The following is a 25,784-nucleotide window of genomic DNA, read 5'->3' as shown; positions in this document are numbered from 1 at the left end:
GCACGCGCCTGCGTCTCATCGTCATACTTCTTCGGTGCTGGCATGATCCTCTCCCTGTTAGATCATGCCCTCCGGGAAACCCAGGCCGATTCAAGGTGCTGTCTCAGGCGGTGCTGGCGCAACGGGTCGGTTGGTGTGCCGACTTGGTGGCGGGCATGGTGGCCGTGCTGGTCGGTGAGCATTGGAACAGCGTGGATGTGGGGGTGTTGGCGGCCGGGGTGGATGCGGGTGGGCGGCGGTTGCCGTCGAACGCGTGGATGGCGTTGCGGCGGCTGGGCTGGGCGGTGGCCGCGCCTGGGGGTGTGAGGGTCAATGATCGGGTCGTGCGGATGGCGCAGGAGCAGGCGGGCCGTGTTCTGCGGTCGGTGAAGTGGCGTGCCGAGGTGACCGTCAGGGTCCTGTCGACGTGGCCGGCGGATCCGCGCAAGCGCACCCCCGCCGAGTGGGATCAGGTTCGGGCCTCGATCCCCGGCGGGCAGTATCTGCCATCCAGCGTTATCAAGGGCCGTACCCGGCAGGTCGTCACGTTCGTCAAGGCCAACGGTCGGCTGCCGGTGGACGTGTTCGAACTCGAAGGCGTCCCGAGGATCGGGCGGATGTTGCTGCTGGCCGCGTGTGACCGGCAGCAGGCCATCATCGAGCGCTGCGACACCGACTCGGGCAGGGCGCTGCTGCGGCTGCAGCTTCCTTTACGACCGGATCCGCAGACGTATCGGGACTGGACGTGGGTGGCGTGTCCGATCAGGCTGCCGTCCACGGTTCCCGCCGCGGCGGTGCTGCACCTGCCCACCCTCCGCCTCACCGACGGCACGGTCCGCGCCGACATGGCATACACGCACGCCGTGCCGAAAGCCCGGGCCACCGGTCACTCGGTGGCGCTTGGCGTGGACTGGGGCCTCAACACCCTCCTCAGCGCCGGTGCCCTGCGACTACAGGCGGACGGGCGGGTCACGGCGTTGGGGGCGGGTGGACAGTTCCGGGCCGCCGGCATCCTGGCCAAGCAGCATCGCCTGCGGCGCCACAGTGAGCGGCTGCATGCGAAGGCCGACCAGTACGCGCGGCTGCTCGGCGGCCGCCCCGACGAGCAGTTGAGGGCGAAACAGGAGGTGCTGGCCGGCGAGATCCGCCACGTGTCCACCCGCCGCCACAACTTGAACGAGGCGCTCGCCTGGGCTGCCGCCCGCTGGGCGGTCGACCAGGCGATCGCCGCCCGGGCGACCGTCATCTACCTCGAAGACCTACGATCGATGGAAGCCAAGGGCATGGGGCACAGCCTGAACACCCGCCTATCCCAACAGATCCGCGGAAAGATCACCGACCGGATGCGGCACCTCGCCGCCGAGGCTGGGATCGCCGTGGTCACCGTCCCCGCCCGCAACACCTCCAAGCACTGCCCTCAATGTTTGACCCCGCTACAGCACCGTAAAGCCCCCGACCGCCCCACCACACCGGGATGGAAGTGGGCCATCTGCCCCGACCAGTCCTGTCGTTGGCAGGGCGACCGCGACCACGGCGCCTGGCGGCGTATCGCCGCCCGTGGCCTCACCCATCAGGGCAAGACCGTCATCGACAAGACCAGCGGCGCGATGGTGATCCGCTCGATCGTCGACACCCTCGAAGCCGCAGCCGTCGTCACCCCCAGCACCTCTAATGCCACCGGGAGAGACCGGTCGAAGACCAGCCCCACCCGGCATCAGCCACCACGCCCCGCGCCCAGGCGACGCAGGGCACCCTCCCCCACCCGGCGCCACAGCCAGGCGGGCAAGCGTCCGGAGGGACACGCACCAACGGACCGGAGGCTGCCCCGCGCAGCCCTCCGACACCAGGACGTGAACACGACCAGCACACCCACCACCACCGGCCACCGGCCACGCGGAGCCGCACTGGGCGCAGGATTCCACCTCCACGCCCATGCATCTCCACCACGGTGGGAAACGATCCCGGAAACCCCATCCGACACAGGATCGCTAAGCTGATCAGAGACGCTTGGACGGCCCATGTCCTGGCCCTGGTGCACGGTGACCGTCGCGGGCGGCGCCACCAAGCCCAGCTCGCGTAGGTAGCCACCCAACGCGGCCGCTGCCGCACTGGTCGCGGGGTCCTCCACAACACCACCGGGTGGGAACGGGTTACGCGCGTGGAACACCAGCGGGGACTCGCGGTGGACCAGGTCGATCGTTGTCCAGCCGCGCCGAGACATCAAGCTGGCCAGGGCCGCCATGTCGTAGTCCAGGTTGGCCAGGCGCTGCCGGCTCGCGGCGGCCACGATGGGATGCCACGCCCCGGCGAAGGCGATCCGCGGCGGCAGCGTCACGTCGAGGTCACCCGACGTCCATCGCAGCGCTTCGAGCAGCGCCGCAAGGTCGCTGGCGGAGACAGGTTCGGTTCGGGGTTCGACACTGATCAGCGTGGCGGTGGTGGTGCCGTCCGCCTGCACCTTGGTGGAGACCTCGACCAGGCCGGCGCGGGTCTCCAGGTGCAGGACTCCCGGACCGTGCCGCTCGGCGTAGGCAGCTGTCGACGCGATGGTTGCGTAGCCGCAGAATGGGACCTCTGCCTTCGGGCTGAAGTAGCGCACCTTGAAATGCCCATCCCCGACAGGCACGAGGAACGCCGTTTCGGAGTACCCGACCTCGGCCGCCATTCGCTGCATCTCCGCGTCACCGAGCCCGGCGGCATCCAGCACAACACCAGCCGGGTTGCCGCCAGCCGGATCGGCACTGAACGCGGCGTACCGCAGGATCTCCGTGATCATGATGCTAGGAGGGAAGCCCGCCAATTTCGAGTGCAATCCACCCTCGCGGCCGCAAGAGCAACCGGGTAGCCCGGCATCCGCTCTAAAGTAGCCGCGCCACCTGGCAGGCGTGATCGATCACATCACGGGGAGCCATCCCGGTCTCACTCCAGCGTTCCTGTGCCTCTGCCGTCGACGTCGAGCAGGTTGAGCGCCTCGGCGGCAAGCTGATAGCCGCTGTCGGCGGCCTTCGTCCACCACGCGAGGGCTTTTTCGCGATCCCCGCGCTGATGCGCGTGGTATCCCAGGGGGATCTGGCAACGGGACGAGGCCGCCGGGCTGGGCGTCTCGTCCCGTTGCCAGAGGGCGAGGGTCAGGCGTTGGCGTACTGGGCGGCGACGTCGAGGATCCAGGTGATGCCGAAGCGGTCGGTCAGCATCCCGAACCCGGGTGCCCACTGCGCCGGGCCGTACGCCTCGACGATGGTGGCGCCATCGGCCAGCTTCTCCCACAGCGCGCCGACCTCTTCGACGGTCTCGCCGCGGACGGACAGGAAGAACGGCTCGCCGGTCAGCGTCATGCCGGTCTCGCGTCGCGTGGAGGGCGCCGGCGCGATGCCGGCTCCGGCCTGACTGGGCACGTCGTAGGCCATGACGCGGAAGCCGTCGTCGGCCGCGACCTGGCCCCAGACGACCTTGCTGGCGTCGGGCAGGTCCTTCGGCATCCCGAAGTCGCTGTACGTGATGATCGTGATCTCGCCGCCGAACACCGAGTGGTAGAACTCCAGCGCCTGCCGGGCGTTGCCCTGGAAGTTGAGGTGGGCGGTGGTGGTGATGCTCATCCAAGGCTCCTGGTGAGAGTTGTTTCCGGTCACGGTGTCCGGCCGGCGTCGTCACCAAGGTTCGTCGGCGTAGGTGACAGGTTGTGTCATCTACTGCGGGTAGATTTCAGCCTCATGCCGAAAGCCTCTGGTCGATTGCTGGCCATGTTGTCGCTGCTGCAGACGCGCCGTGACTGGCCGGGCACGTTGCTGGCCGAGCGGCTCGACGTCAGCCTGCGGACCGTGCGCCGCGACGTGGACCGGCTGCGCGAGCTCGGCTATCCCATCGCCGCCGTCAAGGGTCCCGACGGTGGCTACCGGCTCAGCGCCGGCACCGAACTACCGCCTCTGCTGTTCGACGACGAGCAGGCTGTGGCCCTCACCATCGCGTTGCAGATCGCCGCTACCGCACTGGGCGACGGCACCGGCGAAGCGGCAGCGCGCGCGTTGAACACCATCCGGCAGGTCATGCCGTCCCGGCTGCGGCACCGCATCGACGCCGTCCAGATCACCGCCGTCGACCGGCCCGCCGCCCGACCTGCCGCCCCGGTCGACGGCGACGTGCTCCTGGCGGTCAGCTCCGCCGTGCGAGCCCATGAGATCCTCCGCTTCGACTACGGCTCCGAGACCGCGGACAAGCGCCCGCGCCGCGTCGAGCCGCACCACGTCGTCACCTGGGACGGGCGCTGGTACCTCGTCGCGTGGGACCTCGACCGGTCGGACTGGCGCACCTTCCGCGCCGACCGGATCACCCTGCGCATCCCCAACGGGCCCCGTTTCACGCCCAGGGAACTGCCCGGCGGCGACGTGACCACCTTCGTCACCGGCAGGTTCCGCGGCGCTGACGACGGCACCATCGGCTGGCCCTGTCAGGGCACCGCGATCCTCGACCTGCCGGCCGCCACCGTGGCGCTCTACACGCGCGACGGGATCGTCGAGGAGCTCGGCTCGGACCGGTGCCGGCTCACTCTCGGCTCCTGGTCCTGGCCCGGCCTCGCCGCCGCCATCGCCCGGTTCGACACCGAGATCGAGGTTGTCGGCCCCGCCGAGCTTGTCGACGCCTTCGGGCACCTCGCCCGCCGCTTCGCCAGGGCCGCGGCCGGCCCCACTCCCGGCGGGACTTCTTGATCGGGTGCTCGCTCATGCCGACCTGGGCGGAGCGTGATGTCCCCGGTGCTGCATGCCCGGTCGTCGCTCAGAACAGTGTTGTCCGACGAGGAACTCGGACGAACTCGTCCTTCATACCGTGATGGAGCAGAGCCGCCATGGTTTGGCGGCAATGCTGCAACGTGCGGCGTGGTACCCGGCAGCATCCGGCGACAGCGCTTGCGGCGGTCAGCTCTGCTGGTAGTTCACTGCGGCGAACCCGCACGGCTGGTGCAGGTGCAGGTAGTAGGCGCCCTCGCCGAACTCGTCCAAGTCTGCGCCGCCGATCAAACCCACGTAGTCCATCGGTTGGCCGCAGCCTGGGCAGTCGGCGTGCTCGGCGTCCTGGATCCAGTCGGGCCTGCCGCCCAGGGTTGAGCCGCCGCGATTCCAGGCGCTGGCCTGGTAGGGGCTGGGCAGAGCCGGTCCTGGGACCGGCAGCAGCGCTGGCGGGTCCTCCGGTTCGGCCGCATCGGGTAGGTAGCTGGGGCGGGTGTTGCCGGCCCACCAGGTAGCGGCACCGGCAGGTGTGACCCGGCTGTACAGCGTCGTATAGCAGGCGCAGAAGTGGCAGCTCTCGATCACCAACCGGCCGGACCAGCCCGTGTGGGCCATGGCGGCACCGATGGCGGGGTCTGCGGTGTCGAGGTCTGCGGCAGTCCAGAGCGGCGACGCGCACCACGGACAGTGGGAACGCTCTACGCGTCGTGATGTCTCACGCATGACCCACCGGTACGCGGTGTCACCGCACAGGTCACGTCGGTTGCCGTCCGGGCCGACCACCCAACCGCCCTCCTGCGCGTAGTGCAGTGGGCCGACGTGCAGCTTGTCCACGCCGGGCGGCGGCTGTGCCGACCAGCGACGCATGGCGCTCTCGGCGAGCGGGTGAGCACTGTGCGCCAGGACAAGGAGCAGGTGATTGAGCCGGTCCGGCGTCCGCCCACCGTCGATCTGGTCGATGACCCGGCGGACCACGTCGGCATCTGCCGCTCGGTACAACTTCGCCGGCCACAACACGTCGAGGTCCAGCAGGAGGCCGTGGTGCGGAGTCAACCGCGCCGGATCGCTGTCCGCGATCGCGCACAACTCCTCGATCGCATCGTCGTCCTCGGCGGCCGTCCTCCTGATCAAGTCCTCGATCACAAGGGGATGGTAGCCATGCCGATCAGCCCGCCCCGTAATGGACCGACGTCCTCGGCATCGCAGCACGACGGCGCCGTTGCCCTCATCCGCGGCCGACCGGGTGCTACAGAGTGCGACCCACGAGCGGAGGCGCTCGAACGCGCGGTCGTGCCGAAGACAGTGTGTCCCCAACGCCGTCACCCGGGTTGTCGCCCCGACGCGGCGTGCGTGCTTGCGCCCGGGTCGGATCCGGCGTCCTATGTGGCGAAGTGGCCGATTTGCAGTGAAAGCCGACCAGAGCCGACCGCGATCGTGCGATCGCGAATGGGCCCGGTGCATATCATGGATGGTCACTGATGGTCTTCGGCGGGCGGAGAAGGGGGCGGCATGCAGATACGGATCAGCATGGACGACGCCGCAGCTTCGGCTGAGCTCTTTGACTGGCTGCGCGTCGACGCCAGCCTGATCCGAGGCGCTGAGGTACGGCCCGGTCCGGCCGACCCGGGGAAACTCGGCGCACTGGAGATCATCGACGTGGTGCTCGGGCAGGCGACGGCGATCTCAAGTCTTGCGCTGGCCGTCGAGGCATGGCGCCGTTCCCGCCCACGTCCCGGGACCGTCACGATCACGCGGGCGGACGGCGCCACCCTGACCCTGCCGAGCGGCGACGCCGGGAACGCCGACGTGATCCGGCAGTTCCTGGCTGGGGAGAACGGCGGATCGGATCAGGCCACGCAGTGACCACGGCCGCCTACCTGCCCGATCCGGCGAGGTCGCGGGCCGTGCTGATCGGTGTCTCGGCGTACACCCGGATGCCGGCCATCCCTGCCGCCGCGGCCAATGTAGCCGCCCTGTCCGCCGTGCTCACCGACGCCGACCGGTGGGGGTTGCCCGCGGAGAATTGCCGCCTGGTCGTGGATCCGGTCACTGCTCAGGACATCCTCGATCCGATCCACGAAGCGGCCGCGGAGGCCACCGATGCGTTGGTGGTGTACTTCGCGGGCCACGGGTTGCTGGACAACGGCGAGTTGGAGCTCGCGCTGGTCGGCGGTGGTGCCGACGCGCTGCATCATGCGGTGCACTTCGCCCAGGTACGCCGGGAGGTGGTCACGACCGCGCGGCGCTGCCGGGCGAAGGTGGTGATTCTGGACTGCTGTTTCAGCGGGCGGGCGATGTCGGGCTTCATGGCCGCACCGGGGCCGCTGGCCGACCACGCCGTCATCGACGGCACGTACCTGATGACTGCCACCGCTGAGACGACACTGGCCCTGGCCCCACCGGGAAACAGGTACACCGCCTTCACCGCGGCGCTGCTGAGCGCCCTGGAGAACGGCGTACCCGGCGGCCCCGATCCGCTCGACATGGACACCCTGTTTCACCAGGTCGAATCTGAGCTGCGCGGCCGGGGCCAGCCGATTCCGCAGCGTCGCAGCCGCAACGGCGGCAACCGGATCGCACTGGTCCGCAACCGTGCCGCGGGCAGCCCAGGCGAGACTCCGGCAAGAACCTACGAGCAGTCTCGACGGCGCCGCGTTCTCCCGTGGTCGGTAGCCGCAGGTCTGGTGGTCGCCGCCGCCGGGCTCGCGAGCGCCCTCGCGCTCGACTCCGACCCGAGGAAACCGCAGGTGATCGGCTCCACCCCTCCCGGCGTCTCGGCCGGCCCTGCCACGAGCAGTCGCACCCCAGAGGCACCGACGATGACGAGCACCACCCTTCCGCGTACGGAGAAAGTCACCGCAAGCTGGCGCCGCGACGTCCCGACGGCCGACGGCTCCGTCCAGATCGGACTGACGGGGGTCAACCAGGATGGCATCTTCTTCTACGTGGTAACCCCCGAGGGCAGCTGCAGGGTGAAAGGTTCCCAGATCGGGGAGTCGATCGTGGTACCGCAACGCGACGGCGTGTGGATCCGTTTCGTGCTGCTGAAGCGGCTATACCCGAACGCAAATGCCACCAGCGACGCCTTCGACACCCCTGTGGAGTTCCAGGTGCAGTGGGGCCGAGACAAAGCCCCCCGCAGTAGCCGCCCTTGCCAGTAGCGCCGGCGGCGTGGCACCTACTACCGCTTCCCGAGCGACGCCTGGTCGACGTACGGCTCGGAGAGGATCGCTGCTTGCCAGGGACGAAGCCAGAAGACGTCCCGGAGGATTGCGTTGCCAACACGTCGGTAACCCAGGTGGCACCCCTGCACTCGAAGGGAATGCCGGAGCGGCAGATCAGCAGCGTGGAGCAGTGAGGCTTTTCCACCCTGATCTTGCAGGTCGGGGTGAGTGCGCCCGGGCCGGAGGTCGATGAGGGTGAGGCTTCAGGTGAGACAGGCAGCCGACCAAGGTCAGACGCCCCGAACAGGTGCCTCGCTGCGTTGTCTTACCCCGCCGCGATCCCGCTGTCCAGCCACGCCTGCGTCTCACGGGGGCACTCGGAGCTACCGGCGTTGGCCGACTCGGAGGCTCTGAGGAATGGCGGGGCTTGACGAACCCCGGTGGTAAGTCGTAGCTTACCGTTCGTGGCCACTTACCGAATTGAGGATGGGTGGGACGCCCTGGGCGACCCGACGCGGCGGGCGATCATCGCGTGTCTCGCGGAGCGGCCAAGGGCGGTCGGCGAGCTGGCCGCGGTGCTGCCGGTCAGCCGGCCGGCGGTGTCGCAGCATCTGCGGGTGCTGAAGGACGCTGGTCTGGTGACGGACCGTACGGCGGGCACGCGGCGTGTCTACCGACTCAATCCCGCCGGCGTGGCCGCGTTACGAGATCAGCTCGACACCTATTGGAGCCGGGCGTTGGACGGCTTCAGGGACGTTGCCGGGCGTCATGACGAGGAGGAATCATGAGTGGCACGGATGCGGTGGTGCGGCGGCAGATCGTGGTCGACGCGCCAGTTGAACGAGCGTTCGCGGTGTTCACGGAGCGGTTTGGCGACTTCAAGCCGAAGGAGCACAACCTGCTGGGGTCGCCGATTGCGGAGACTGTGTTCGAGCCGAAGGTCGGTGGGCACATCTATGACCGCGGCGAGGACGGCAGTGAGTGCGCCTGGGCGCGAATCCTCGCCTTCGAGCCGCCGGACCGGGTCGTGTTCAGCTGGGACATCAGCCCGGCATGGCAGGTCGAACAGGATCCGGACAACGCCAGCGAGGTCGAGGTCCGGTTCGTCGCCGAGACACCGCAGCGGACCCGGGTCGAGTTGGAGCACCGTAACCTGGACCGGCACGGTCCGGGCTGGGAGTCGGTTCGTGACGGCGTCGCTCACGACCAGGGCTGGCCGCTGTACCTGGACCGCTACGCCGGTCTGTTCATCGATGCCAGATAACGCGGAGGCGATGGGGACAAAGACGGTCCGCATCATCCGCGGACCGGCCTGCGGTGGCTGGCCCGGTGGGGCGGCCCGCCGCACTGGTACATCAACGCCGTCTGGACCAGCCGGGAGCGCCAGCTGCGAAGATCGCCGTAACGCCGGGAAAGAACATCGCGGGAACGGGGTCGTTGAGACCATCCCGACCACCCACGGTGCCCAGTGGCTCTCGTGGTGACGGGTGCCGCTTGCCGCGCTCCGCGCCATCTCCAATCGCCTGTCGATCTTCACCTGTGATCGCGCCGATCCAGATCAACGCCGGGATCCGGCCGCCGAATCGGAAGCCACGGCCCTTGACGAACGTGGCGTTCGATGCGCGGTCGTGTCGATGAGCGGACGTCTGGTCGGTACCGCTCGGATGACGTCCCCGCCCGCCCGGCTCGCCCGGATGACAAGCACGTAAGGTCCGGGCATGATCGAATCCCAACGCGAAGCCGTGCCGCGCAACGACGGTGGCGAGCTCGACACCACCCTCGCGTTCTTGTCCTTCGCTCGATCGTGCGTGCTGAAGAAAGTCGCCGGGCTGAACGAGGAGCAGTTGCGGCGCCGCTTGGTCGTCTCCGACACCACACTGCTGGGCCTGGTTCAGCACCTGACCGACGCCGAACGGTACTGGTTCGGCTACACGTTCGCCGACGATCCGCGCTACGCCGACGTCGACTCCGACATGGTGGTCGAGCCGGACCGGTCCCCGGATCAGATCATCGCCGGCTACCGGACCGCGATCGCCGAGAGCGACGCCCACATCGTCGCAGCCGCTGGCCTCGACGTCCTCACCGCGCAACCCGTCGGTGACACGCCTCGTACGCTTCGCTGGGTGCTCGCCCACATGACGAGCGAGACCACCCGGCATGCCGGTCACGCCGACATCCTGCGAGAGCTTATCGACGGTGCCACCGGCCGGTAGGAGATCGCGACTGGGAGCCGTACCGGGGTGAATCTCGTACCTCCGCCACACTGCGAAGGGCCGGCCCCACTGGGACCGGCCCTTCGTCGCACGCGCCCGTCAGTTCACGTTCGTCCAGTATGCGACGTCGTGGAAACTCGGGACGCTACCGTCCTTGTCCAACCAGATGGCGAACCTGAACACGTTGCCCTCACGCAGGTCGTACGGGCTGCCGAACGATGCCCGAGCCTCGATGCAGTTGCCATTGCCGCCGACACTCAGGTCGTACTTGTGAAGGTTGCTCTGGGTCCAGTCGGAGACCGTCAAATAGACCTTCCACCCGTCGGCCTCAATGTCGCAGAGCTGCACGACGTCACCGTCGGCGCGGAAGCGGACGATCCCGCCCGGGTCGCCGTCATCGGTGTACATCCAGTGGTCCCACGTGGCGGCGGACGCCGGGGCCGCGAACGTCAGGGACGCGGCGGCGGCGAGCGCCGCTACGGCCAGACCGGACAGGATGCGTCGAGATTTCATGAGTTCCCTTCCCGATGATCAACAGGTTGATCCGCGCTAGAAATGGGCCCGCAAACACGCACCCGCGCCTCAGCTGCGGATATCCGCACTGGGAGCACGGTATGACGCGGCATTCTGGAGGAGCCACCGTGCACGGTGCCCACATTCCTCATCGGGCTGTGCACGGTGCACTCTCACAGCGCGGAGAACGCGGACAGCAGCCGCACCTGGCTGCCGTCCGCACGGCGAACGCCCGTCGATCTTGCTGTCGATATTCCCCGGCGACAAGATCTGCTACCAGCTCCGCCCAACGCCCCCGTCTCTGCTTGACGAAACCCACGGGGACATCCCCGGCGCCGACCGCTCGCGCTAAATTCTCAACGGTGAAGACGAAATCTTCACCAAAGCCACCGGCGGTCAGAGATCATCGTTCACGCGACACTTGCGGCTGCCCTCGCGCCCCCGTCCCACGTCTGGCCAAGTGGTCGATCATGGGCGCAGCCAGAGCGCCGGCTCGCGCGTGAAGCGGCCGGTGGCAGTGTCGCGCAGGAGCGCGATGCAGTCGACAGTCACTGGTTCGTCGGACTCGCCGCCCTCGCCCTTCATTTCATCCGGAGCGGTGCCTTGCAGCACAGTGGTCGAATCATGCGCGTCGCCTTTCATTTGGCTCAGGGGCGCGGGGGAGGGGCGCAGCAGGTGGCGAGTGGGGAATCCGCGAAGTTCGGTCTGGTGTACGGCGCAGCTCACCTCGATGGTGTCGCCAGCGGTGAGTCGGGGTAGTCGGCTGGCGCGTGGACCCAGCACCACCGGCTCGGCTGGGGCGCCGTCCTTGCCCGTTATGGTCACCCGTCCGCTGGCGAGCGGCTCGACCCGCACCCCTTCGGCCTGGAGCCACTCGGCAAAGGCCAGTACGCAGTAGCGCTCGAGCGCCTGGTCGGTCGGCTCGCCGTTCGGATGCAGATCGCCCGGCTGCACGACGACCTGGGTCCATACCCGCGGAGGAGCCTCCGGCGGCGCGGGTCGATTCTCGGCCGCCGCCGCTTCCGAGTGGACCAGCAGCCGCTCGACGTCTTCCGCCGTGCAGTACGCCGAGAGTTCCAACTCATTCAGAAGATCGAGAAGTCGCCGAGCGTACTGAGCGGGTACGGCTTTTCCGGCAGATTCGGCGGCGTCCTGGGTCTCGCCGATCTGGCGCTTCTGCCATCTGTGCAGGTGCCTGTCGAACTCCAATGCCTGGTCGCGCTGAAAGCCGAGCCACTGCATCGCCCGTACGAACTCGCTGTCCGGCACGAGGCTCTTCGGACGGTTCTGTCGGCCCACCTTTTCGATGAACGAGTCCGGCCACGGGATGCAGAACCGGTAGAGGCAGATGAGCCGGGGCAGCACGTACTCATGTAGTTGGCGGGGCCGCTCGGTGAGTAACAGGCCGTGGATTCCCCAGTGCTCGATTCGACGGGCCAGTGCCTTGATGTCGGAACGGACCCGGTCCTGCCGCCGCACCTTCATCGGAGCCGCCCGATCCCACAGGTCGGCGAAGCGTCCGGCCAGGGCGTCATCGAGCTCGGCCCAACGCTGCCGGTTCGTCGGGGCGTCCTCGGGTTTGGCTGGCGGGCGCCGCGCGCTGCCAAGGAAATCCTCGAGACTGTCGGTCGAGGCGTCCCTCAGGAAGTGCCACACCCCGTGGCCGTCGCGCATGACGAGCCGGCGGCGTGACCCGTCATAGAGCTGGCGAAACTGTCGAGAGCTCAGCCGACCCGAGGACCTGAACCTGACCCAGACATATAGCGCTACGCCTAGGACGGCGACGCCGCAGGCAAGGCTGAACAGGGCTGCCTCGTTGGCGTGCCGGGACAGCCACCCCAGTGCCTGATCATGCAGCCAGCGCAGCCAGTTGGCACCGGTCAGCCCGCCGGGGGTCGGCGTGACGCCCTGCGGGGTTTTCATGTCCGTCGTCGCGTCGAGCACCGTCACCAGGCTGACCAGTCCCACCGCGAGGCTGATCACCACGCCACCCTTCTGGATCACGTCCGCCTCGCGGACCCGCCGCTCGTCGAAGGCGGAGGTGATCGCGGCCACGAGGTCGTCGTACCGAGACTTGACCCAGGAGGACAGCTCGACGATTTCCGCGCCGTGCTGGCGTACCCGGGCGAACAGTCCGGTCTCAGTGATCGCTCCGCGCAGTCCGCGCACGCTCTGCCCGTGCAACTCGGTGAGTTTCGCGTCGAAGTCGTCCTGCAACCGCTCGGCCGCCGCGTCGATGTCGGCACTGGAGGCCCGCGTCAGCGCGCGCAGATGACCGAGGTCGGCTACGCCTTGGAGCAGGATCTGGTGCAGCAACTGCACCGCGCGGTGCGCTTCGTTGAGTGTTCGACCGCGCCGCATCGGCAGGTGGGTCGAGAGCGCGTCCCACAGAAACGCGCCACGTTCAGCCATTGCGGTGTAGACCTGAAGATGGTTTTTCCAGATTTCCAGGTCACGCCCCACCGTGTACAGATCGCTGCCGCTTTTCGCCTCGAGTTCACTGAGGGCGATGACGATCCCCGCCGCGTTCTCCTCCTGACGGCGGATCGCGGCCGCCTGCCGGTCGGGGTTCCGCTGGCCTCCGGCGTCACGGGCCGGGTAGCCGTTGCGGGACGGCAGGATCAGGTAGTGCGGAGTGTAGGTGTCGTCCTCCCGCCGGAATCGGCGCAGCACCATGAAGTCGCCGTTGATCACGGCGCGGCTCACCACGGAGTCCCGAGCGGTGCCGGTCAGTAGCAGCTCACGCGCGAGCCGATCACCGACCCGGTCGCTCTGCTCCAGATAGCGGTAGGCGTCGCTGCGCAGCGACGCCGGGACGGCCACCCAGAACGTCGGTAAGTCGTACTGCCAATCGAAGATCCGGAACTGGACCGGCAGGAGTTGTGCGGCGAGCAACCGCTGCAGGCTCTCGCCGACCCGCAGTAGATAGCTGCGGTAGGCGGGTAGCTGCTCGGCGGGGATCTGCACGTCCTGCGCGGCGTTCACCGCCAGCAGCTCCTCAGGGGCGTGCCGACGGCTACGGGGCAGCGACGTCCATACCGAGATGCTGGCTCGGCACAGCGGCCGCTCTACAAGGTAGGAGAAGGAAATGTCGACGACCGCATACAGGGGCCGGTCCGGGTCCGCCGGATCGCGCAGCGACCGCAGCCGTCGCGGCTCCAGGAATATTTGATGCCGCAGCTCGGCTAGCTGGTCACGGGCCGTTCGGTTTTTGTCCAATGCGGCCAGACACCCCTGCCGCACCTCGGCTACCAACTCGGTCATCAGTGACCGGCCCGCATCACTGTCGGCACGTTTGTAGTCGACGGCATCGTGTCCATCGTGGACCCGTCCCAGCCAGGCCGCGTCGTCCGGCACCCCGTCCGTCCGGAGGAGGGCGCCGAGTAGGCGACGGTGCGCGGTGAAGTCCACACCGCTCGGTGCGGTGGTGAGACTGTCCGGAGAGCAGTCCGGGTCCCGCCGCAGCAGCTCGACTTCTGGGATGCGCCAGGCCGAGGTACGAACCATGATCAGACGGTTGAGCGCACCGTGTCGCTCGCGGCCCGTCCGCGGCTTCGCGCGTTGCTGCCGCCGCGAGCCGCCGTCCCCGCCCCCAGAGGCCTCCGCCGTCACGGGCGCGTCCGCCGGTGTGACCGCTGGTGCCGGCTCAGGTGCCGGCCGTGGCGACGGGATTTCGCCCAGCACCACCGAATCAGTGGGGGCAGCTTGGGTCGGCTCGACGATCTCCCCTTGCTGGTAAGGCTTTCCCACGTTACCCTCCGGCATCGTCACCTACCCCCACGGTAATCGGCTGCATCGACGCGGGACGAGATCCGCTCGGACGAGTGCTGGGGGACCGTCTGGTGGCGTGCGCACGACCTCTACTCGGCCTGGACGAGCACGGCGTGGCCGAATTGGCCCGGCAGGCGGTGCGGCAGTTGTTCCTTGACGAACCTGGCAAGTCAGCTGTCCTGGCCGAGTTCGACGCCTACGTCGCGCACCGAGCCTCGGCCGCGAGCTGAACAGAGTTGCCGGATCCGGCGCCCGCGGCTGCGCAACGATGACGCCACGCGCCGCAGCGTCTTTGCCCCGAGATGGCGGGCTGTGGTGTTGTCCGCTCGTGTCACCTGTTGAGCGTGGCGCTGTCGCTCGGCTGCGCGACTATGCCGCTGACCGGGTAGGCGTGCATGCGACGCGACTGCAATGGCCGTGTTCCTCGATGCTCCGGTCGCAGACGACGAAGCCGCCTGTGTCGGGTTGTCGGCAAACTTGGCCTGTGGACCTGGTTTTCCGCCAACCTGACACCGGCGTGCGAGAGAGGGATGGGTTGTGGGTCGTGGATCCGGTACGGCGGTTCGGACAGCCGGCGTCCGGGTCGCGGCTGTCGTCTTCGCGCTGACGTGGCTGGTCTTTCCCGGGTTCGGCCTGCCCGACCTGGCGGTGACGTGGGACCCGGCCTGGGCGGTGGCGCTGGAGGCCGGCTGGGGGCTGCTGTTCACCGTGCTCGTCGCGGCGGCCTTCGTCCGGATCGCCGCGCGGCCTCGGCGGTCAGCACCAGCCGTCGTGCAGTTGCTGTGCGTCGCGGCGGCCCTCGCGGTATCCGCCGCCGCCTCGCTTGAATGGGCCTTGGTGCTCGTCGCCCTGGCCGTGGCCGGGGAGGCGCTCGTCGTGGCGTTCGCGCCCCGGGCGCGAGCCGCTGACGACGGGTGGTGTCCGGGTGGACCGGCCGCTGGCGGTCCTGGCCGGGCTCGCCGCGCTGCCCTGGCTGGCGTACGCCCACCGGATGTACGCGGCGAACCGGGCGGGGCTGCCCGAAGACGTCACTATCGGGATCGACCACTACGCCGTGCAGGGCGCGGTGGGCCTCGTCCTCGTGGTGCTGAGCGGGACGGCGGCGTGCTGGGTGCGGGGCCGACGGTTCGTCGGGGCCGGGGTCGGGCTTGTGGCCGCCTATCTCGGTCTCGTCTGCCTCGTCTGGCCCGGCACGCCCGGCGGGTTCGGGCCGGTCTGGTCGGCGCTGAGCATGGCCTGGGGCATCGCCTTCGGCACACTCGCCGCCGTCCGAAGCGCAGGTCCTGGCACGACCCGAGGCGCCAGCCGGGAGGGTTTCCGCGGTTGTCGGCCCAGTTTGGGCAAGTCGGAGGCGGCGCAGCGGGCGTAGAAGCGGTGCAGCAGCCGGTGGACGTGTTCGCGGTCGGGCTGGCTGCGGGCGGTGGCGGGCAGGTCGAGCAGATCCTCTTCGCGTTCCAGGCAGTCAGGATCGGGGCGACGATGGCCGTGGGCAGGGCGTCGAGGGGTGTCGACGAGGCGGTCGACGTGCTGCCGTGCATGCGGCGGAGCGGGTGCGGCCGGCGTCGGCGACCGCCGCCCCGGCCGCCTCACGCAACCGCGTGGTGAGCCGGGAACGGGCGGTACCTGGGCGACCTGCTCGGTGAACGACGTGCGTGGGCGAGCGGCCGCCGGGCAGTACCAGCGGCGTTTACGCCAACGCAGCCGTACCGGCCGGCCACCCGCCGGCAGATCCCGCGGCCGGGTCGTGGCCCACTGCTTCACCCGAGCCGCCCGCTGCCCACACCCCGGGCAGCATCGTGCCTGCTCATCGCCGGTCGACAGGTCCACCACCGGGACGCCCTCGGCGTCCAGTTCGACCCGCTCCACCACCAGGCCGTACAGGCCCAACAGCCGGGTCGTATCACGTTCTGGTGGGCTCCAGCCGCGAACCTTGGTCAGCTTCGACGAGCCGCGACGAAGTCGACCTTCGTCCCCATGGCTCAGATCGGGGGCAGGTCAGGGCTTCACCACTTCACATGGAGTTTGCCCTGGTCGTTGACCACTTCGACCTCCGCGTCCGCCACGTGGTTGCCCACCATGTATGTGCAGGTGAACGTGGTTCCCGCCTTGACCACCACGGAACCAGGGCACGACAGCACCTTTACCGGCTCATCCCGAATGCCCTGGATGTTGGCGGCCACTGCCTGCTGCACCGCCGCCTGGTTCAGCACCCGCTCTTGTCTGATGGTGACGACGTCGTCGGCGCTCAGCACCTTGACCGTCACCGCCACCGCACAGGCGGCGACCACAACCGAGGAGATCGCCACTACGGCCCGCGCCAGGTTCCCTTGATCAGCCACGCGAACAGTTCTATCCAGACGGACAGAGGTTGACAAGGTTCATTGGCCAGCAATCCTCACCCCGAGGAACAGGACGCGCTGGCGCCGTCTTCAGTGATCACATAGGTGAGGTACAACGAGAACAGCCACCTCGGGCCGACATCCATGACGCGCCGCACGGCGCCGGGGCAGCCATTCCTGGTGGCTGCTGGACAACCGCCACCGCTTCTACGCCTGCTGCGCCGCCTCCGACCTGCCCGAACTCCACCGGCTCGCCACCACGATCGAAACCTGGTGGCAGATCCACGCATTCCTGTACACCGGCATCACCAACGCCGGCTCAGCAGGCACCAACCGCGTCATCAGGTTAGGGCCCTGCGTTCTCGGCGATTCCGAGGATGCGGAGCACCGTGTCGGCGTGTCTGCGAGCCTGGGCGCGGGTGGGCGCTGGGGCCAGCCCGAGCAGGCGACGGCGGTGGTGCTCGCCCAGCAGTAGGCCGAAGATCGCTTCTGCGCGCTCTTCTGGTGAGCTGTCCGGGAACGTCGGCGACGCGAGTGGCGAGGAGTTCGATGTAGCCGCGGGGCCCGCTGGTGTAGAAGCGTTCGGCCAGGCCGGGAAACTGAACGGCCTCCGCGATCATCAAGCGGTGTAGTCCGATCGCCTCGTCGGAGTGCAGGGCGAAGACGAGCCGTGCGCCGAGCTCCGCGAGCGACTCGTCCCGGCCGGTGAGATCGGTGAGGGCGGCAGCGCGGAAGCTCTCGATGGCGGCAGTGAACACCTCCGCCTTGTCGCCGAAGTAGGTGTAGATCGTTCTCTTGGTCACGCGGGCGGACGCCGCAAGCTCATCGATCGACGCCTGGCCGTAGCCCTTTGACACGAACAAGGTGACCGCGGCATCGAGGATCTGATCGCGCCGTCGTTCGCGCTCCTGAGCAGTGGGCCGGCCGCGTTTGCGTGGTGTCGTCTCACCTTGTGCCATGTTGCGTCCCTCACTCGTGCGGTCGCGGTGGGCGACCGTGGCACCTGGACCGAGTCTGGCCGGACACCGATCCTGGACCAAGTCTCTAGTGCCGCGTCTTTGAACGTTGATCGTGTAATCCGTCGGTTCTGAAGGCCCGTCGGGCAGGCTGTCTCTCAACGCATGAGGCTGTGGGAGGTGGTGCCGGGTGGGTAGACGCCCGGAGGTGTTCGTCCGGCAGGTGTCGATGGCTGAGGGCCAGCGGTTGCAGCGGATCACCCGGACCGCGAAGGACCCGGTGAAGCTGCGCCGGGCGATTGTGGTGCTGATGTCCGCGCAGGGGCAGCCGGCGCCGGACATCGCTCACCTGCTCAAGACCAGCGAGGACTACGTGCGGGACGTGATCCACGCGTTCAACGAGCGGGGGTTCGACGCGCTGGACCCAAAATGGAGCGGGGGCGCACCGAGACGGATCGATGAGCAGACCCGTGACTGGATCTGTGTCATTGCCAGGTGCGACCCCCGTTTCCTCGGCCGACCGTTCTCCTGCTGGTCGCTTGCCAAGCTGCGCGACTACCTGATCGAAGCTGGCTACGTCGCGGCCATCAGCGCCGAGAGCATCCGGCGAATCCTGCATGAACGCGGGGTCACCTGGCAGGCCACCAAAACGTGGAAGGCCAGCACCGACCCCGACTTCACGACCAAGATGCGCCGGATCCTGGACCTCTACGACCACCCGCCAGCGGGCGGGCGGGTGCTGTGCGTGGACGAGTTCGGGCCGCTGAACCTGCAACCCCGCCCCGGCCGGGCCTGGCGACCCCAGGGCCAGCCGGTGCGGCTGCGTGCCACCTACACCCGTGACCAGGGGGTACGCCACATGATCGCCGCCCTGGACCTGGCCACCGGGAAGTTGCACTACCGCATCCGCGACCGCAAACGCTGGCGCGAGTTCCTCAGTTTTCTCAAGACCCTGCGCCAACGCTGGCCCGACCAACGCCTCTACCTGATTGTGGACAACTTCTCCCCGCACAAGCACCCCGAGGTCCGCGCCTGGTGTGCCGCCAACCAGGTCGACCTGGTGTTCCTACCGACCTACGCCTCCTGGCTGAACTGGATCGAGGCCGAGTTCGCCGCGGTCCGCTACTTCGCTCTCAACGGCACCGACCACCGCAGCCACGCCGAACAGGACGCCGCCATCGGCGACTACATCCGCTGGCGCAACCAACGAGCTCAACCGAAATCCGGATTCGCGATCAACTCCAAGATCCGCCACCCGGATTACCCGTTCAAGGCTGCATGACGCGGCACTAGTAGCCGCGAATGGAGCATTATGTATTGTTATCGCCGGTCGGTCGCGGCGGGGAGGGGTTCCAGTTGAGGTGGATTTCCACGGCTAGCGCGATGCGGAGAACGTCGTCCACCGCCGTCGTAGCCGCTGTTGGCGCTGTCGTGTTCGCTGCCCTCACATCGTGCTCCGATTCTTCTGACGGGTCCGGCTCCGAGTCATCGGCGTCCGACGGCACGCCGACTCCCACCCAGGTGGCCACACCTTCGCCTTCACCGACCGGGCCGTGCGCTGACGGGACGTGCCAGATCGAGGTCGCCGTGGGCGACGTCGTGGCCGTGCCGGAAAGGTACGGCCTCGGGCCGATCGAGATTACGGCGATCACCGCCGCCGCAGTCGAGATGGTCGCACCGCTGACCCGGTCGGGCTACAGCGTTTCGGGCTGTTCCGGTGGCGGCGGCGTGTCATCGCAGGGCGGCGGCGGTGTCGGGATGAGCTGCGAGGTGGGAACCGTCGCGACCATCAACGACGTTATGAGCTTGGAGGTCGCCGAGATCAGCGACACCGTCGCCGTCCTGCGTATCGAACCCGCCGGGTGACATGATCAAATGCGCGGTCAGGACGAAACGGGCTCGGTGACTGGAGCCTTCAACGTCTGCCCGGCAGGCGTATCAGTACGTGTATGCCCAGCAGCACCAACGAGGCGACCAGTGCGATGACGCTGACTGCCCCCGCGAGTATGAGTAGCCCCATTTCGACGCCACTCAGCTCTGGTTGCAGTTGAAGGTTGCCCTCACTGTCCGGCACGTGGTGATATCCGTCGTGCGCATTCACGTAGCGGCTGAGGAGCACCAAGGCGCTGGCGCTGACCACGATCACGATGGGTAGGACCCAGCGCATCACCCGCCACGACCCCAACTCGTCCGTCTGCGGCGACGACACGTCTGGGCGCCGGGCGACCAGAGTTCGAGCGATCAGCCGGCCGTCTTTGGTGTGCCCGTCGATCCACACCCTCGTACCGTCGGTGAACCGCACAGAGCACTTGAGGTCCGAGCCCAGGCGAACCCATAGGGTGCCATCATTCGTCTTCACCCGGATCCCGGCCACCTGCTCCCAGGCCCAGCGCCGGTGTCCACCCGAGGTGTGACGACCCAGGCCGTTCTCGTAGAGCTCGAAGGTCTCCTTGCGGCCGCCCCGTACCGCCCTGGTCAGCTGGGCCACGGCGATCGGAAGACCGCAGGCCATCGGCACCAAGCCGAGGAGCAACGGCCTGCCGGAACCGCTGGCCGGCGAGACGCTGATCAAATATCCGAGGAGAAACGCGCCACCGAGGCCGATCGCCGGCGCCAGGCCGCCGGTGCGCCAACGACGTGAGACGGCCACCGGATGGGTGCTGACCAGTCGGCCGAGGCGGTCGCCGTCAACCAGTTCCATACGTCGATCCTAAAATACTGCGGTACCTGCCGTTAAGATGACATCTGATCCAGCTTGGCGAGATTGGTCCTTTTAGGTGGTTTAGACGTATCTCAGATGGTGAGTTTGAGGTAGCGCTCGTGACTTCCGGGGACCAGGGGTGACAAGAGCCGGGTGACGAGAGACTGTCACGCCCGGATCTGTGGGAGCCGGGAGGTGAGACTCCTCCCGGCCACCCGACCAGTGCTCGGCACCAGGACAAAATGGGTGGCCTCGCCAGTCCGTCCCGCCCTACCTTGTAACTGGATCTTCTTCTCCGACCCACTCGCGAGAGGACTTCACCCCGCGTGACGCCGCCTGCTCTTTAGACCCGACACCTTCCGTGCATCGGTCGCCGACGTCGCCGTCGGCTCTCTTCCCATGCCTACCGTCAGGTCTTCAGAGAGATCATGTCTACGCGTCCTCACATCATGCTGCCCTGGGTCCTTCGGCCCACGCGCCTTCCCCTGCTCGCGTTCCGCTGCGTCCACCGCCATTCCGGCCTCGCCGCCACCGGCGACGGGAAGTTCCGCGTCCATGCCAACGACAAACTCCTCGACATCTGGCGCCTGGTCGCCTGCGTTTCCTGCGACCGCACCAGCAAGATCACCGTTCACGATCGCGTCCCAGTCCGGCACGTGGATCCGATCCTTCTGGAGGGCCACTCCGGCAACTCCTCCACCCTCATCGCCCGCGTCCTTCACGACCCGCTGATCGCCCAGCGCAACCGGTTCGCCCTGAAGTGGGACTCATGCTGGGAACCGCTCGCCCCGTCCCCTCCCGAAAGCCCCTGGCCCCTCCAGGTTTCGGTCATCTTCGACGACCCCGCGCCCCCTCGCCCCGAACGGCTCATCGCTCAGGGAGCTGGGCATCAGCCGCGGGAAGATTGCTCCCTACGTCAAAATCCGCATTCCGCTGAACCGCAGGGCCCACAGGGATTTCTCGTTCGTCCTGCCATGAGCCGCCGCCGTGGGCCTGAGCTGGGGCGAGAGGGAAGGTGGCCTTGCCCCGGACTACATCACGCGGCCGTCCGCGCGCGGGCGCTCATGACCGGGCGCGAACCAAGGTCAGGGCCGGCCCGATACCGGCGACGAAGGTGAACGCCTTCGACTCCATCGTCGACCCTGACGGGGTCAAGCCACGGATTGGGGGTTGAGACTGATGGCAGGCTCGGCTGATCGAGTAGTCGGAATTCACCTCATCAACGCCGTCAAAGTGGCGCTCTGTCCCGGGCCGAGACCTGCGCGGTCCGCGCGGAGTATCCACATCTGTCGATGATGAAAGGTTGTCAGACGGTTCTGAACCGCTTGCCGCGATCGATGCAGGCTCGCACCACCGCAGCTTGGGCAAAGCCCTAGCATTGCCCAATGATCGAGGACTTCCCGGATCGGCTCCTGTGCGACATGGCCGGCCTCGACCCGTGCACAGCGGTCGTCGAGGCCGGCGAGCAGGATGTCGACGGGCTTACCGACTACGGCCCGGAGGGCCACCAGGCCCGCGCCGACCTCGCAGCCCGCGCCCTGCGCGAGCTCGAGATCTTGAGTGACGCACTGCCGGCCGCGACCCCGCTGCACGCCCACCTCGCCGAACGGCTGCGTACCCGTATCGCCTTCCACGACGCCGGGGAGGACCTGCGCGAACTGCACGCGGCGGCCACCGGTCCGCTCCAGCTCATCCGCCAGGCCGTCGAGGCCGCGGTTCCCGGCCGTGGCGCCGAGGGCGCGGCCTTCGAGGAGGGCTGGGCTCGTGTCGGCGGGCGCCTGGCCGCGATCCCCGTGGCCCTGGACGGGTATGCGCGCAGCCTCTTACTCGCCGCGGAGCGCGGCAATGTGCCGGCGCGGCGTCAAGTGGAGCTCGTCACGCAGCGCTGCCGTAACTGGATCGACGACGATGTCGCCCTGGTGGATCGCTACGGCGAGGGGCGTCAGCGGGCGTCGTTGCAGGCGGCGGCGACGGGCGCGCGAGAGGCGTACCAGAAACTGGCCGAGATGCTGACCGCGGACCTGGCACCGCGGGCCGTTGAGGAGGAAGCGTTCGGCCAGCAGCGGTACGCACTCTGGGTGCGCACCTTCCTCGCGGCCCAGCCTGACCTGCGCGAGCTGTACGACTGGGGCTGGGACGAGTTCAGAGCGATAGAGGCAGAGCTGATCGCGGAGGCGAAGGCCCTGGGCGGGAGCGTGCCAGAGGTGCTTGCCTGGCTCGGCAGCCCCGACGGGCCCGGCGCGCTGCACAGCAGGGAGGCGTTCGCCGCGTGGCTGCAGGAGCTGTTGGAGGCCGCCACCGAGCGGCTCGACGGCGTGTACGTCGACATCCCCGCCCCGCTGCGGCGCATCGAGTCGCGGTTGACCACGTCGTCCGGCATTGCCTACATCGGGCCGTCGCGGGACCTGACGCGGCCGGGCCGGGTCTGGTGGTCCCTTCCCGAGGACGCAGCGAGTTTCCCCACCTGGTACGCCTATAGCACCGCCTACCACGAGGGCGTTCCCGGCCACCACCGCCACCTCGGCTCCGAGGTCTGCCGGGGAGGCCTCGGGCAGCGGCTGAACCTGCTCGGCGGCCTCTCCGGCAGCCAGGAGGGCTGGGCACTGTACGCCGAGCGGTTCATGGACGAGCTGGGGCTCTATGAACAGCCGGGCGCTCGACTGGGGTATCTATATATGCAGCTCCTGCGGGCGGCACGGGTTGTGGTCGACATCGGCCTGCACCTGCGACTGCCGATGCCCTCTGGTGACAGAGCATTGTGGACGCCGGATGCTGCGCTGGAGTTGCTGCGGGACCGCTGTCACCAGGGGCCGTACGCGTCCGCCGAGCTCGCGCGTTACCTGGGCCGGCCAGGGCAGGCGCTGGCCTACAAGGTGGGTGAGCGCGTGTGGCTGGCAGGCCGCTCGTCTTTCCCCGGCGACCGGCGCGCATTCCATCGTCAGGCGCTGGAGCTGGGTTCGCTGGGCTTGGATCAGTTGACAGCCGCCCTCCAGGGTGATCGTGCACTGCGGTGAAACAAGCCAGGGACCGCGGTTGTAGCTGCACGTCTTCGACGTCCAACAGGTCTGAACCAGGGCCAGACCTAACAGCGCGAATCGGCACACCATGATGGTCGCCCTCCCCGCCGGCATCCTCAACTTGCCGCAGACCGCGCACCGGTCAGCGCCCGCTCGTGCCGAGAAGCGGACGTCGCGCTCGATGCCGTCGGCTCGCCGGGCCCGCGTGCCCTGCCGTCGTCGTGCACGACGGCGATCGGTACGACTAGCGCGCTTGCGGGATGTCGGAGCCGTAACGGGTCGGCCGCCGCCGACACGGCGGTCGATCCTTCGGGGCACCGAGCACCGTGACACACGACCGGGACACCGCAGGGCGCAACCTGTATAGGAAGGGACAGCCGCCGGACGTCCGACGGTGCGCCCGAAGCCAGCGGCATGCCCACTCAACCCGTCCGAGGTGAGTTCCTCGCCTTATCCGGCCCCCCGGCGCTCCTGCTTCCGCGATTCGCGTATGCGGGCGTCGATCACGTGCCGACGCGGCGTGTCTCGTAGGCCCATATGACGATCTCGACGCGGTTGCGGGCGTTGAGCTTGCGCATCAGGGCGGCGATGTGGGTCTTGACGGTGCTGAGGCTGATGGACAGCTCATCGCCGATCTCGCTGTTGGTCCGGCCGCGAGCGGCAGCCAGCAGGACCTGTTCCTCGCGAGCGGTCAGCGGCTCGACAGGCTCAGCTGGCCCCGAGCGCGAGCGGCTGTTCGCGAAGGAGGACAGGAGCCTCGCGGTGATGTTCGGTGCGATCAGGGCGTCGCCGCGGGCGGCGGCATGGACGGCCTGGGTGAGCATCTCGGCGCCGGCGTCCTTGAGGAGGAAGCCTCGGGCGCCTGCCTTCAGCGCGCCGTAGACGTACTCGTCGAGGTCGAAAGTGGTGATGACGACGACGGCCAGAGGATCGGCGACGTCGGCCCCGGCGAGCTGGCGGGTGGCTTCGATCCCGTCGACCTCGGGCATGCGGATGTCCAGCAGGCACACATCGGGACGCAGCGAACGGGCCATGGCGATCGCCCGGCGGCCGTCGGCGGCCTCGCCGACGACGGCGATGCCCGGTTGGGCGTCCAAGATCATGCAGAGCCCTGCCCTGACGATGTCCTGGTCGTCAGCGACCAGCACGCGGATGGTCATGACGCGCGCGCTGTCCGAGGCAGCGAGGCGTCGACGCTCCAGCCGCCGTCCGGGCCAGGTCCCGCCCGGAGGATGCCGCCGAGCAGGCTCGCCCGCTCGGCCATGCCGCGCAGCCCGTAGCCGGCGTGCGGGGAGCTGGTCGTACTCGCCTCGCCGTCATCGCGCACTCGCAGGTGCACCTGGCTGCGGGATGCGGTGACGTCGACGGTGACGTGGGTGGCGCCGGAGGCGTGGCGGGTCGCGTTGGTGACCGCCTCGGCGGCGATCAGGTAGAGGGCGGTGCTGACTGCTGGCTCAACGGCCTCGACGTCGCCGGAGACCTGCACGCGGACGCCCAGCACCTCGCCGCCGGGACGAGCGAGTCGTTCGACGTCCACGACCCCTCGCCGGGGGGCGAGATCGGCGTCCGTTCCGTCGCGCAGCACGCCTACGAGGGCTCGCATCTCCTTGAGCGCCCGGGACGCCTCTTCCTCAATGGTGACCAGGGTAGCCAGCGCGCGCTTCGGATCTGCGGCGGACAGCGCGCGACCTGCCTGTGCCTGGACGGCGATGGCCAAGACGCGGTGGCCGACCATGTCGTGCAGCTCGCGGGCGAGTTCGTTGCGCTGGTGAAGCCGCACCTGCTCGATGTCGCGGTCGTGGGTTCTGGTGCGGTAGCGCACTGCCGCACCGAGCGCGGCCGAGAACAGGAAGAAGCCGTAACCGGCGACCTTCTCCGCGGGTGAGGTCGGGTCCGCGATGAGGGTGACGGGTAGCCAGATGAGGATGATGCCGAGTCCGAGGGCAGCCTCGCGAGCTGCTCCCCAGCGCAGCAGGGCGTAGGGCAACACAAGCAGCCCTGCGATGCCCAGCAGGCCGGTGGCATCAATGACCGCGATCCTCGCGATGTCGAACGCGAGAACGGCTCCGAAGGCAACGGTGACTGCGGCCAGCGGCCGCGTGCGTCGCCACAGCAGGCACGCCGCGACCACGACGCTGACACCGACCAGCAGCGGCGCCCACGCCCTGTCGTCGCGCAGCAGTACCTCGACGAGCGAGATCGCGACAAGAGCCGAGGACAGCGCCCAGTCCCGCCAGACCCGCACCGGCGGGCGTGCGGGGCGAGGCTCAGCCAAGATCCCAGCACGCATGCTTCCCCCTCCCGGACAACGTAAGGGGGCCGCCGCTCGGGCGGATCAGCCGAAAGTACTGCGGATGTCCCGCGCCTGCGGCCAGGACCGCTCGAGCCCACAAGCGGATGTGGCGCCCGT

Annotated in this window: 24 protein-coding genes and 2 pseudogenes; 13 read left to right on the top strand and 13 right to left on the bottom strand. The window is 68.5% G+C overall.

The window, feature by feature from the left end; translation table 11 throughout:
* Positions 1 to 110 precede the first annotated feature (110 nt).
* Positions 111 to 1,976, top strand: coding sequence for a zinc ribbon domain-containing protein (locus ACFYML_RS34620; RefSeq protein WP_387424650.1), 1,866 nt, complete (start codon positions 111 to 113; stop codon positions 1,974 to 1,976).
* A gap of 5 nt (positions 1,977 to 1,981) precedes the next feature.
* On the opposite strand, the pseudogene ACFYML_RS34615 reads toward ACFYML_RS34620, so the two are convergent.
* Positions 1,982 to 2,755 (bottom strand): annotated as a pseudogene (locus tag ACFYML_RS34615) (PhzF family phenazine biosynthesis protein); the annotation flags it as partial.
* Between the two features lie 352 nt (positions 2,756 to 3,107).
* Positions 3,108 to 3,575 carry a VOC family protein gene (locus ACFYML_RS34610; RefSeq protein ID WP_387424648.1) on the bottom strand — a complete coding sequence of 156 codons (468 nt, stop codon included), beginning with the start codon at positions 3,573 to 3,575 and terminating at the stop codon, positions 3,108 to 3,110.
* Positions 3,576 to 3,689: 114 nt separating this feature from the next.
* Between ACFYML_RS34610 and ACFYML_RS34605 the strand changes: the two genes are divergently transcribed.
* The gene (locus ACFYML_RS34605) at positions 3,690 to 4,682 is read left to right on the top strand and encodes a helix-turn-helix transcriptional regulator (RefSeq protein WP_387424647.1); all 993 of its coding nucleotides are present in this window, start codon (positions 3,690 to 3,692) and stop codon (positions 4,680 to 4,682) included.
* Positions 4,683 to 4,889: 207 nt separating this feature from the next.
* Here the strand turns inward: ACFYML_RS34605 and ACFYML_RS34600 are convergent, their stop codons facing one another.
* Positions 4,890 to 5,843: a hypothetical protein gene (locus ACFYML_RS34600; protein ID WP_387424646.1), complete on the bottom strand. Its 954-nt coding sequence runs from the start codon at positions 5,841 to 5,843 to the stop codon at positions 4,890 to 4,892.
* Positions 5,844 to 6,209: 366 nt separating this feature from the next.
* On the opposite strand from ACFYML_RS34600, the gene ACFYML_RS34595 reads away from it, so the two are divergent.
* From ACFYML_RS34595 to ACFYML_RS34575, 5 genes are all read left to right on the top strand, one after another.
* Positions 6,210 to 6,563 (top strand): hypothetical protein, encoded by a 354-nt coding sequence (locus ACFYML_RS34595; protein WP_387424645.1) that lies wholly within the window; start codon positions 6,210 to 6,212, stop codon positions 6,561 to 6,563.
* Positions 6,560 to 7,861, top strand: coding sequence for a caspase domain-containing protein (locus ACFYML_RS34590; RefSeq protein ID WP_387424644.1), 1,302 nt, complete (start codon positions 6,560 to 6,562; stop codon positions 7,859 to 7,861). Before ACFYML_RS34595 ends, ACFYML_RS34590 begins: the two co-directional genes overlap by 4 nt.
* A 467-nt stretch (positions 7,862 to 8,328) precedes the next feature.
* On the top strand, positions 8,329 to 8,652 hold the full coding sequence (locus ACFYML_RS34585; protein ID WP_387424643.1) for an ArsR/SmtB family transcription factor: 324 nt from the start codon (positions 8,329 to 8,331) through the stop codon (positions 8,650 to 8,652).
* The gene (locus ACFYML_RS34580) at positions 8,649 to 9,128 is read left to right on the top strand and encodes an SRPBCC family protein (protein WP_387424642.1); all 480 of its coding nucleotides are present in this window, start codon (positions 8,649 to 8,651) and stop codon (positions 9,126 to 9,128) included. The genes ACFYML_RS34585 and ACFYML_RS34580 overlap by 4 nt, the downstream gene beginning before the upstream one ends.
* A 454-nt stretch (positions 9,129 to 9,582) precedes the next feature.
* Positions 9,583 to 10,077, top strand: coding sequence for a DinB family protein (locus ACFYML_RS34575; protein WP_387424641.1), 495 nt, complete (start codon positions 9,583 to 9,585; stop codon positions 10,075 to 10,077).
* A gap of 99 nt (positions 10,078 to 10,176) precedes the next feature.
* On the opposite strand, the gene ACFYML_RS34570 is transcribed toward ACFYML_RS34575, so the two are convergent.
* Together ACFYML_RS34570 and ACFYML_RS34565 are read right to left on the bottom strand one after the other, a co-directional pair.
* A complete protein-coding gene (locus tag ACFYML_RS34570) occupies positions 10,177 to 10,590 on the bottom strand; it encodes a hypothetical protein (RefSeq protein ID WP_387424640.1) in 414 nt (137 codons plus the stop codon).
* A 468-nt stretch (positions 10,591 to 11,058) separates the two neighbouring features.
* Positions 11,059 to 14,361 (bottom strand): hypothetical protein, encoded by a 3,303-nt coding sequence (locus tag ACFYML_RS34565; protein WP_387424639.1) that lies wholly within the window; start codon positions 14,359 to 14,361, stop codon positions 11,059 to 11,061.
* A gap of 53 nt (positions 14,362 to 14,414) precedes the next feature.
* Between ACFYML_RS34565 and ACFYML_RS34560 the strand changes: the two genes are divergently transcribed.
* Positions 14,415 to 14,591, top strand: a complete 177-nt coding sequence (locus ACFYML_RS34560) for a hypothetical protein (protein ID WP_387424638.1) — start codon at positions 14,415 to 14,417, stop codon at positions 14,589 to 14,591.
* Between the two features lie 526 nt (positions 14,592 to 15,117).
* Here the strand turns inward: ACFYML_RS34560 and ACFYML_RS34555 are convergent.
* Positions 15,118 to 15,393 (bottom strand): hypothetical protein, encoded by a 276-nt coding sequence (locus tag ACFYML_RS34555; RefSeq protein WP_387424637.1) that lies wholly within the window; start codon positions 15,391 to 15,393, stop codon positions 15,118 to 15,120.
* On the opposite strand from ACFYML_RS34555, the gene ACFYML_RS34550 reads away from it, so the two are divergent.
* Positions 15,287 to 15,730 (top strand): hypothetical protein, encoded by a 444-nt coding sequence (locus tag ACFYML_RS34550; RefSeq protein WP_387424652.1) that lies wholly within the window; start codon positions 15,287 to 15,289, stop codon positions 15,728 to 15,730. The genes ACFYML_RS34555 and ACFYML_RS34550 overlap by 107 nt on opposite strands.
* Positions 15,731 to 16,041: 311 nt before the next feature.
* Here the strand turns inward: ACFYML_RS34550 and ACFYML_RS34545 are convergent.
* From ACFYML_RS34545 to ACFYML_RS34535, 3 genes and pseudogenes are all read right to left on the bottom strand, one after another.
* Positions 16,042 to 16,188: pseudogene (locus ACFYML_RS34545) on the bottom strand (transposase family protein); the annotation flags it as partial.
* A gap of 176 nt (positions 16,189 to 16,364) precedes the next feature.
* Complete coding sequence (locus tag ACFYML_RS34540) at positions 16,365 to 16,700, bottom strand: DUF4333 domain-containing protein (protein WP_387424636.1); 336 nt, start codon at positions 16,698 to 16,700, stop codon at positions 16,365 to 16,367.
* 341 nt (positions 16,701 to 17,041) lie between these two features.
* Entirely contained in the window at positions 17,042 to 17,659 is a 618-nt protein-coding gene (locus ACFYML_RS34535; protein WP_387424635.1) for a TetR/AcrR family transcriptional regulator, read from the bottom strand.
* Between the two features lie 187 nt (positions 17,660 to 17,846).
* On the opposite strand from ACFYML_RS34535, the gene ACFYML_RS34530 reads away from it, so the two are divergent.
* Both ACFYML_RS34530 and ACFYML_RS34525 read left to right on the top strand, forming a co-directional pair.
* Positions 17,847 to 18,938 carry an IS630 family transposase gene (locus tag ACFYML_RS34530; RefSeq protein WP_387424634.1) on the top strand — a complete coding sequence of 364 codons (1,092 nt, stop codon included), beginning with the start codon at positions 17,847 to 17,849 and terminating at the stop codon, positions 18,936 to 18,938.
* Between the two features lie 305 nt (positions 18,939 to 19,243).
* Positions 19,244 to 19,522, top strand: a complete 279-nt coding sequence (locus ACFYML_RS34525; RefSeq protein ID WP_387424633.1) for a hypothetical protein — start codon at positions 19,244 to 19,246, stop codon at positions 19,520 to 19,522.
* Positions 19,523 to 19,571: 49 nt separating this feature from the next.
* Here the strand turns inward: ACFYML_RS34525 and ACFYML_RS34520 are convergent, their stop codons facing one another.
* Together ACFYML_RS34520 and ACFYML_RS34515 are read right to left on the bottom strand one after the other, a co-directional pair.
* Positions 19,572 to 20,357 (bottom strand): hypothetical protein, encoded by a 786-nt coding sequence (locus ACFYML_RS34520; RefSeq protein WP_387424632.1) that lies wholly within the window; start codon positions 20,355 to 20,357, stop codon positions 19,572 to 19,574.
* Positions 20,358 to 20,674: 317 nt separating this feature from the next.
* On the bottom strand, positions 20,675 to 21,040 hold the full coding sequence (locus tag ACFYML_RS34515; protein ID WP_387424651.1) for a hypothetical protein: 366 nt from the start codon (positions 21,038 to 21,040) through the stop codon (positions 20,675 to 20,677).
* On the opposite strand from ACFYML_RS34515, the gene ACFYML_RS34510 reads away from it, so the two are divergent.
* Positions 20,936 to 21,475, top strand: coding sequence for a DUF1062 domain-containing protein (locus ACFYML_RS34510; protein ID WP_387424649.1), 540 nt, complete (start codon positions 20,936 to 20,938; stop codon positions 21,473 to 21,475). The genes ACFYML_RS34515 and ACFYML_RS34510 overlap by 105 nt on opposite strands.
* Before the next feature lie 267 nt (positions 21,476 to 21,742).
* Positions 21,743 to 23,371: a DUF885 domain-containing protein gene (locus tag ACFYML_RS34505; RefSeq protein WP_387424631.1), complete on the top strand. Its 1,629-nt coding sequence runs from the start codon at positions 21,743 to 21,745 to the stop codon at positions 23,369 to 23,371.
* A 506-nt stretch (positions 23,372 to 23,877) separates the two neighbouring features.
* Here ACFYML_RS34505 and ACFYML_RS34500 read toward each other — a convergent pair.
* Positions 23,878 to 24,534: a response regulator gene (locus tag ACFYML_RS34500; RefSeq protein ID WP_387424630.1), complete on the bottom strand. Its 657-nt coding sequence runs from the start codon at positions 24,532 to 24,534 to the stop codon at positions 23,878 to 23,880.
* Positions 24,531 to 25,619 (bottom strand): sensor histidine kinase, encoded by a 1,089-nt coding sequence (locus ACFYML_RS34495; protein ID WP_387424629.1) that lies wholly within the window; start codon positions 25,617 to 25,619, stop codon positions 24,531 to 24,533. The genes ACFYML_RS34500 and ACFYML_RS34495 overlap by 4 nt, the downstream gene beginning before the upstream one ends.
* Positions 25,620 to 25,784: the final 165 nt, after the last annotated feature.

It is taken from the genome of Micromonospora sp. NPDC007230 (genome assembly GCF_042869115.1).
In the GTDB taxonomy this organism is placed as follows: Bacteria; Actinomycetota; Actinomycetes; order Mycobacteriales; family Micromonosporaceae; genus Micromonospora.
The sequence above is the reverse complement of the archived record's forward strand: the minus strand, read 5'-3'. Positions and strand labels throughout refer to the sequence as shown.

Excerpts from the sequence above, each read along its gene's own strand:
- ACFYML_RS34520 (WP_387424632.1), bottom strand. The coding sequence starts at position 20,357 with ATGGAACTGGTTGACGGCGACCGCCTCGGCCGACTGGTCAGCACCCAT.
- ACFYML_RS34570 (WP_387424640.1), bottom strand. The coding sequence starts at position 10,590 with ATGAAATCTCGACGCATCCTGTCCGGTCTGGCCGTAGCGGCGCTCGCC.
- ACFYML_RS34535 (WP_387424635.1), bottom strand. The coding sequence starts at position 17,659 with ATGGCACAAGGTGAGACGACACCACGCAAACGCGGCCGGCCCACTGCT.
- ACFYML_RS34605 (WP_387424647.1), top strand. The coding sequence starts at position 3,690 with ATGCCGAAAGCCTCTGGTCGATTGCTGGCCATGTTGTCGCTGCTGCAG.
- ACFYML_RS34575 (WP_387424641.1), top strand. The coding sequence starts at position 9,583 with ATGATCGAATCCCAACGCGAAGCCGTGCCGCGCAACGACGGTGGCGAG.
- ACFYML_RS34580 (WP_387424642.1), top strand. The coding sequence starts at position 8,649 with ATGAGTGGCACGGATGCGGTGGTGCGGCGGCAGATCGTGGTCGACGCG.
- ACFYML_RS34505 (WP_387424631.1), top strand. The coding sequence starts at position 21,743 with ATGATCGAGGACTTCCCGGATCGGCTCCTGTGCGACATGGCCGGCCTC.
- ACFYML_RS34500 (WP_387424630.1), bottom strand. The coding sequence starts at position 24,534 with ATGACCATCCGCGTGCTGGTCGCTGACGACCAGGACATCGTCAGGGCA.
- ACFYML_RS34610 (WP_387424648.1), bottom strand. The coding sequence starts at position 3,575 with ATGAGCATCACCACCACCGCCCACCTCAACTTCCAGGGCAACGCCCGG.
- ACFYML_RS34595 (WP_387424645.1), top strand. The coding sequence starts at position 6,210 with ATGCAGATACGGATCAGCATGGACGACGCCGCAGCTTCGGCTGAGCTC.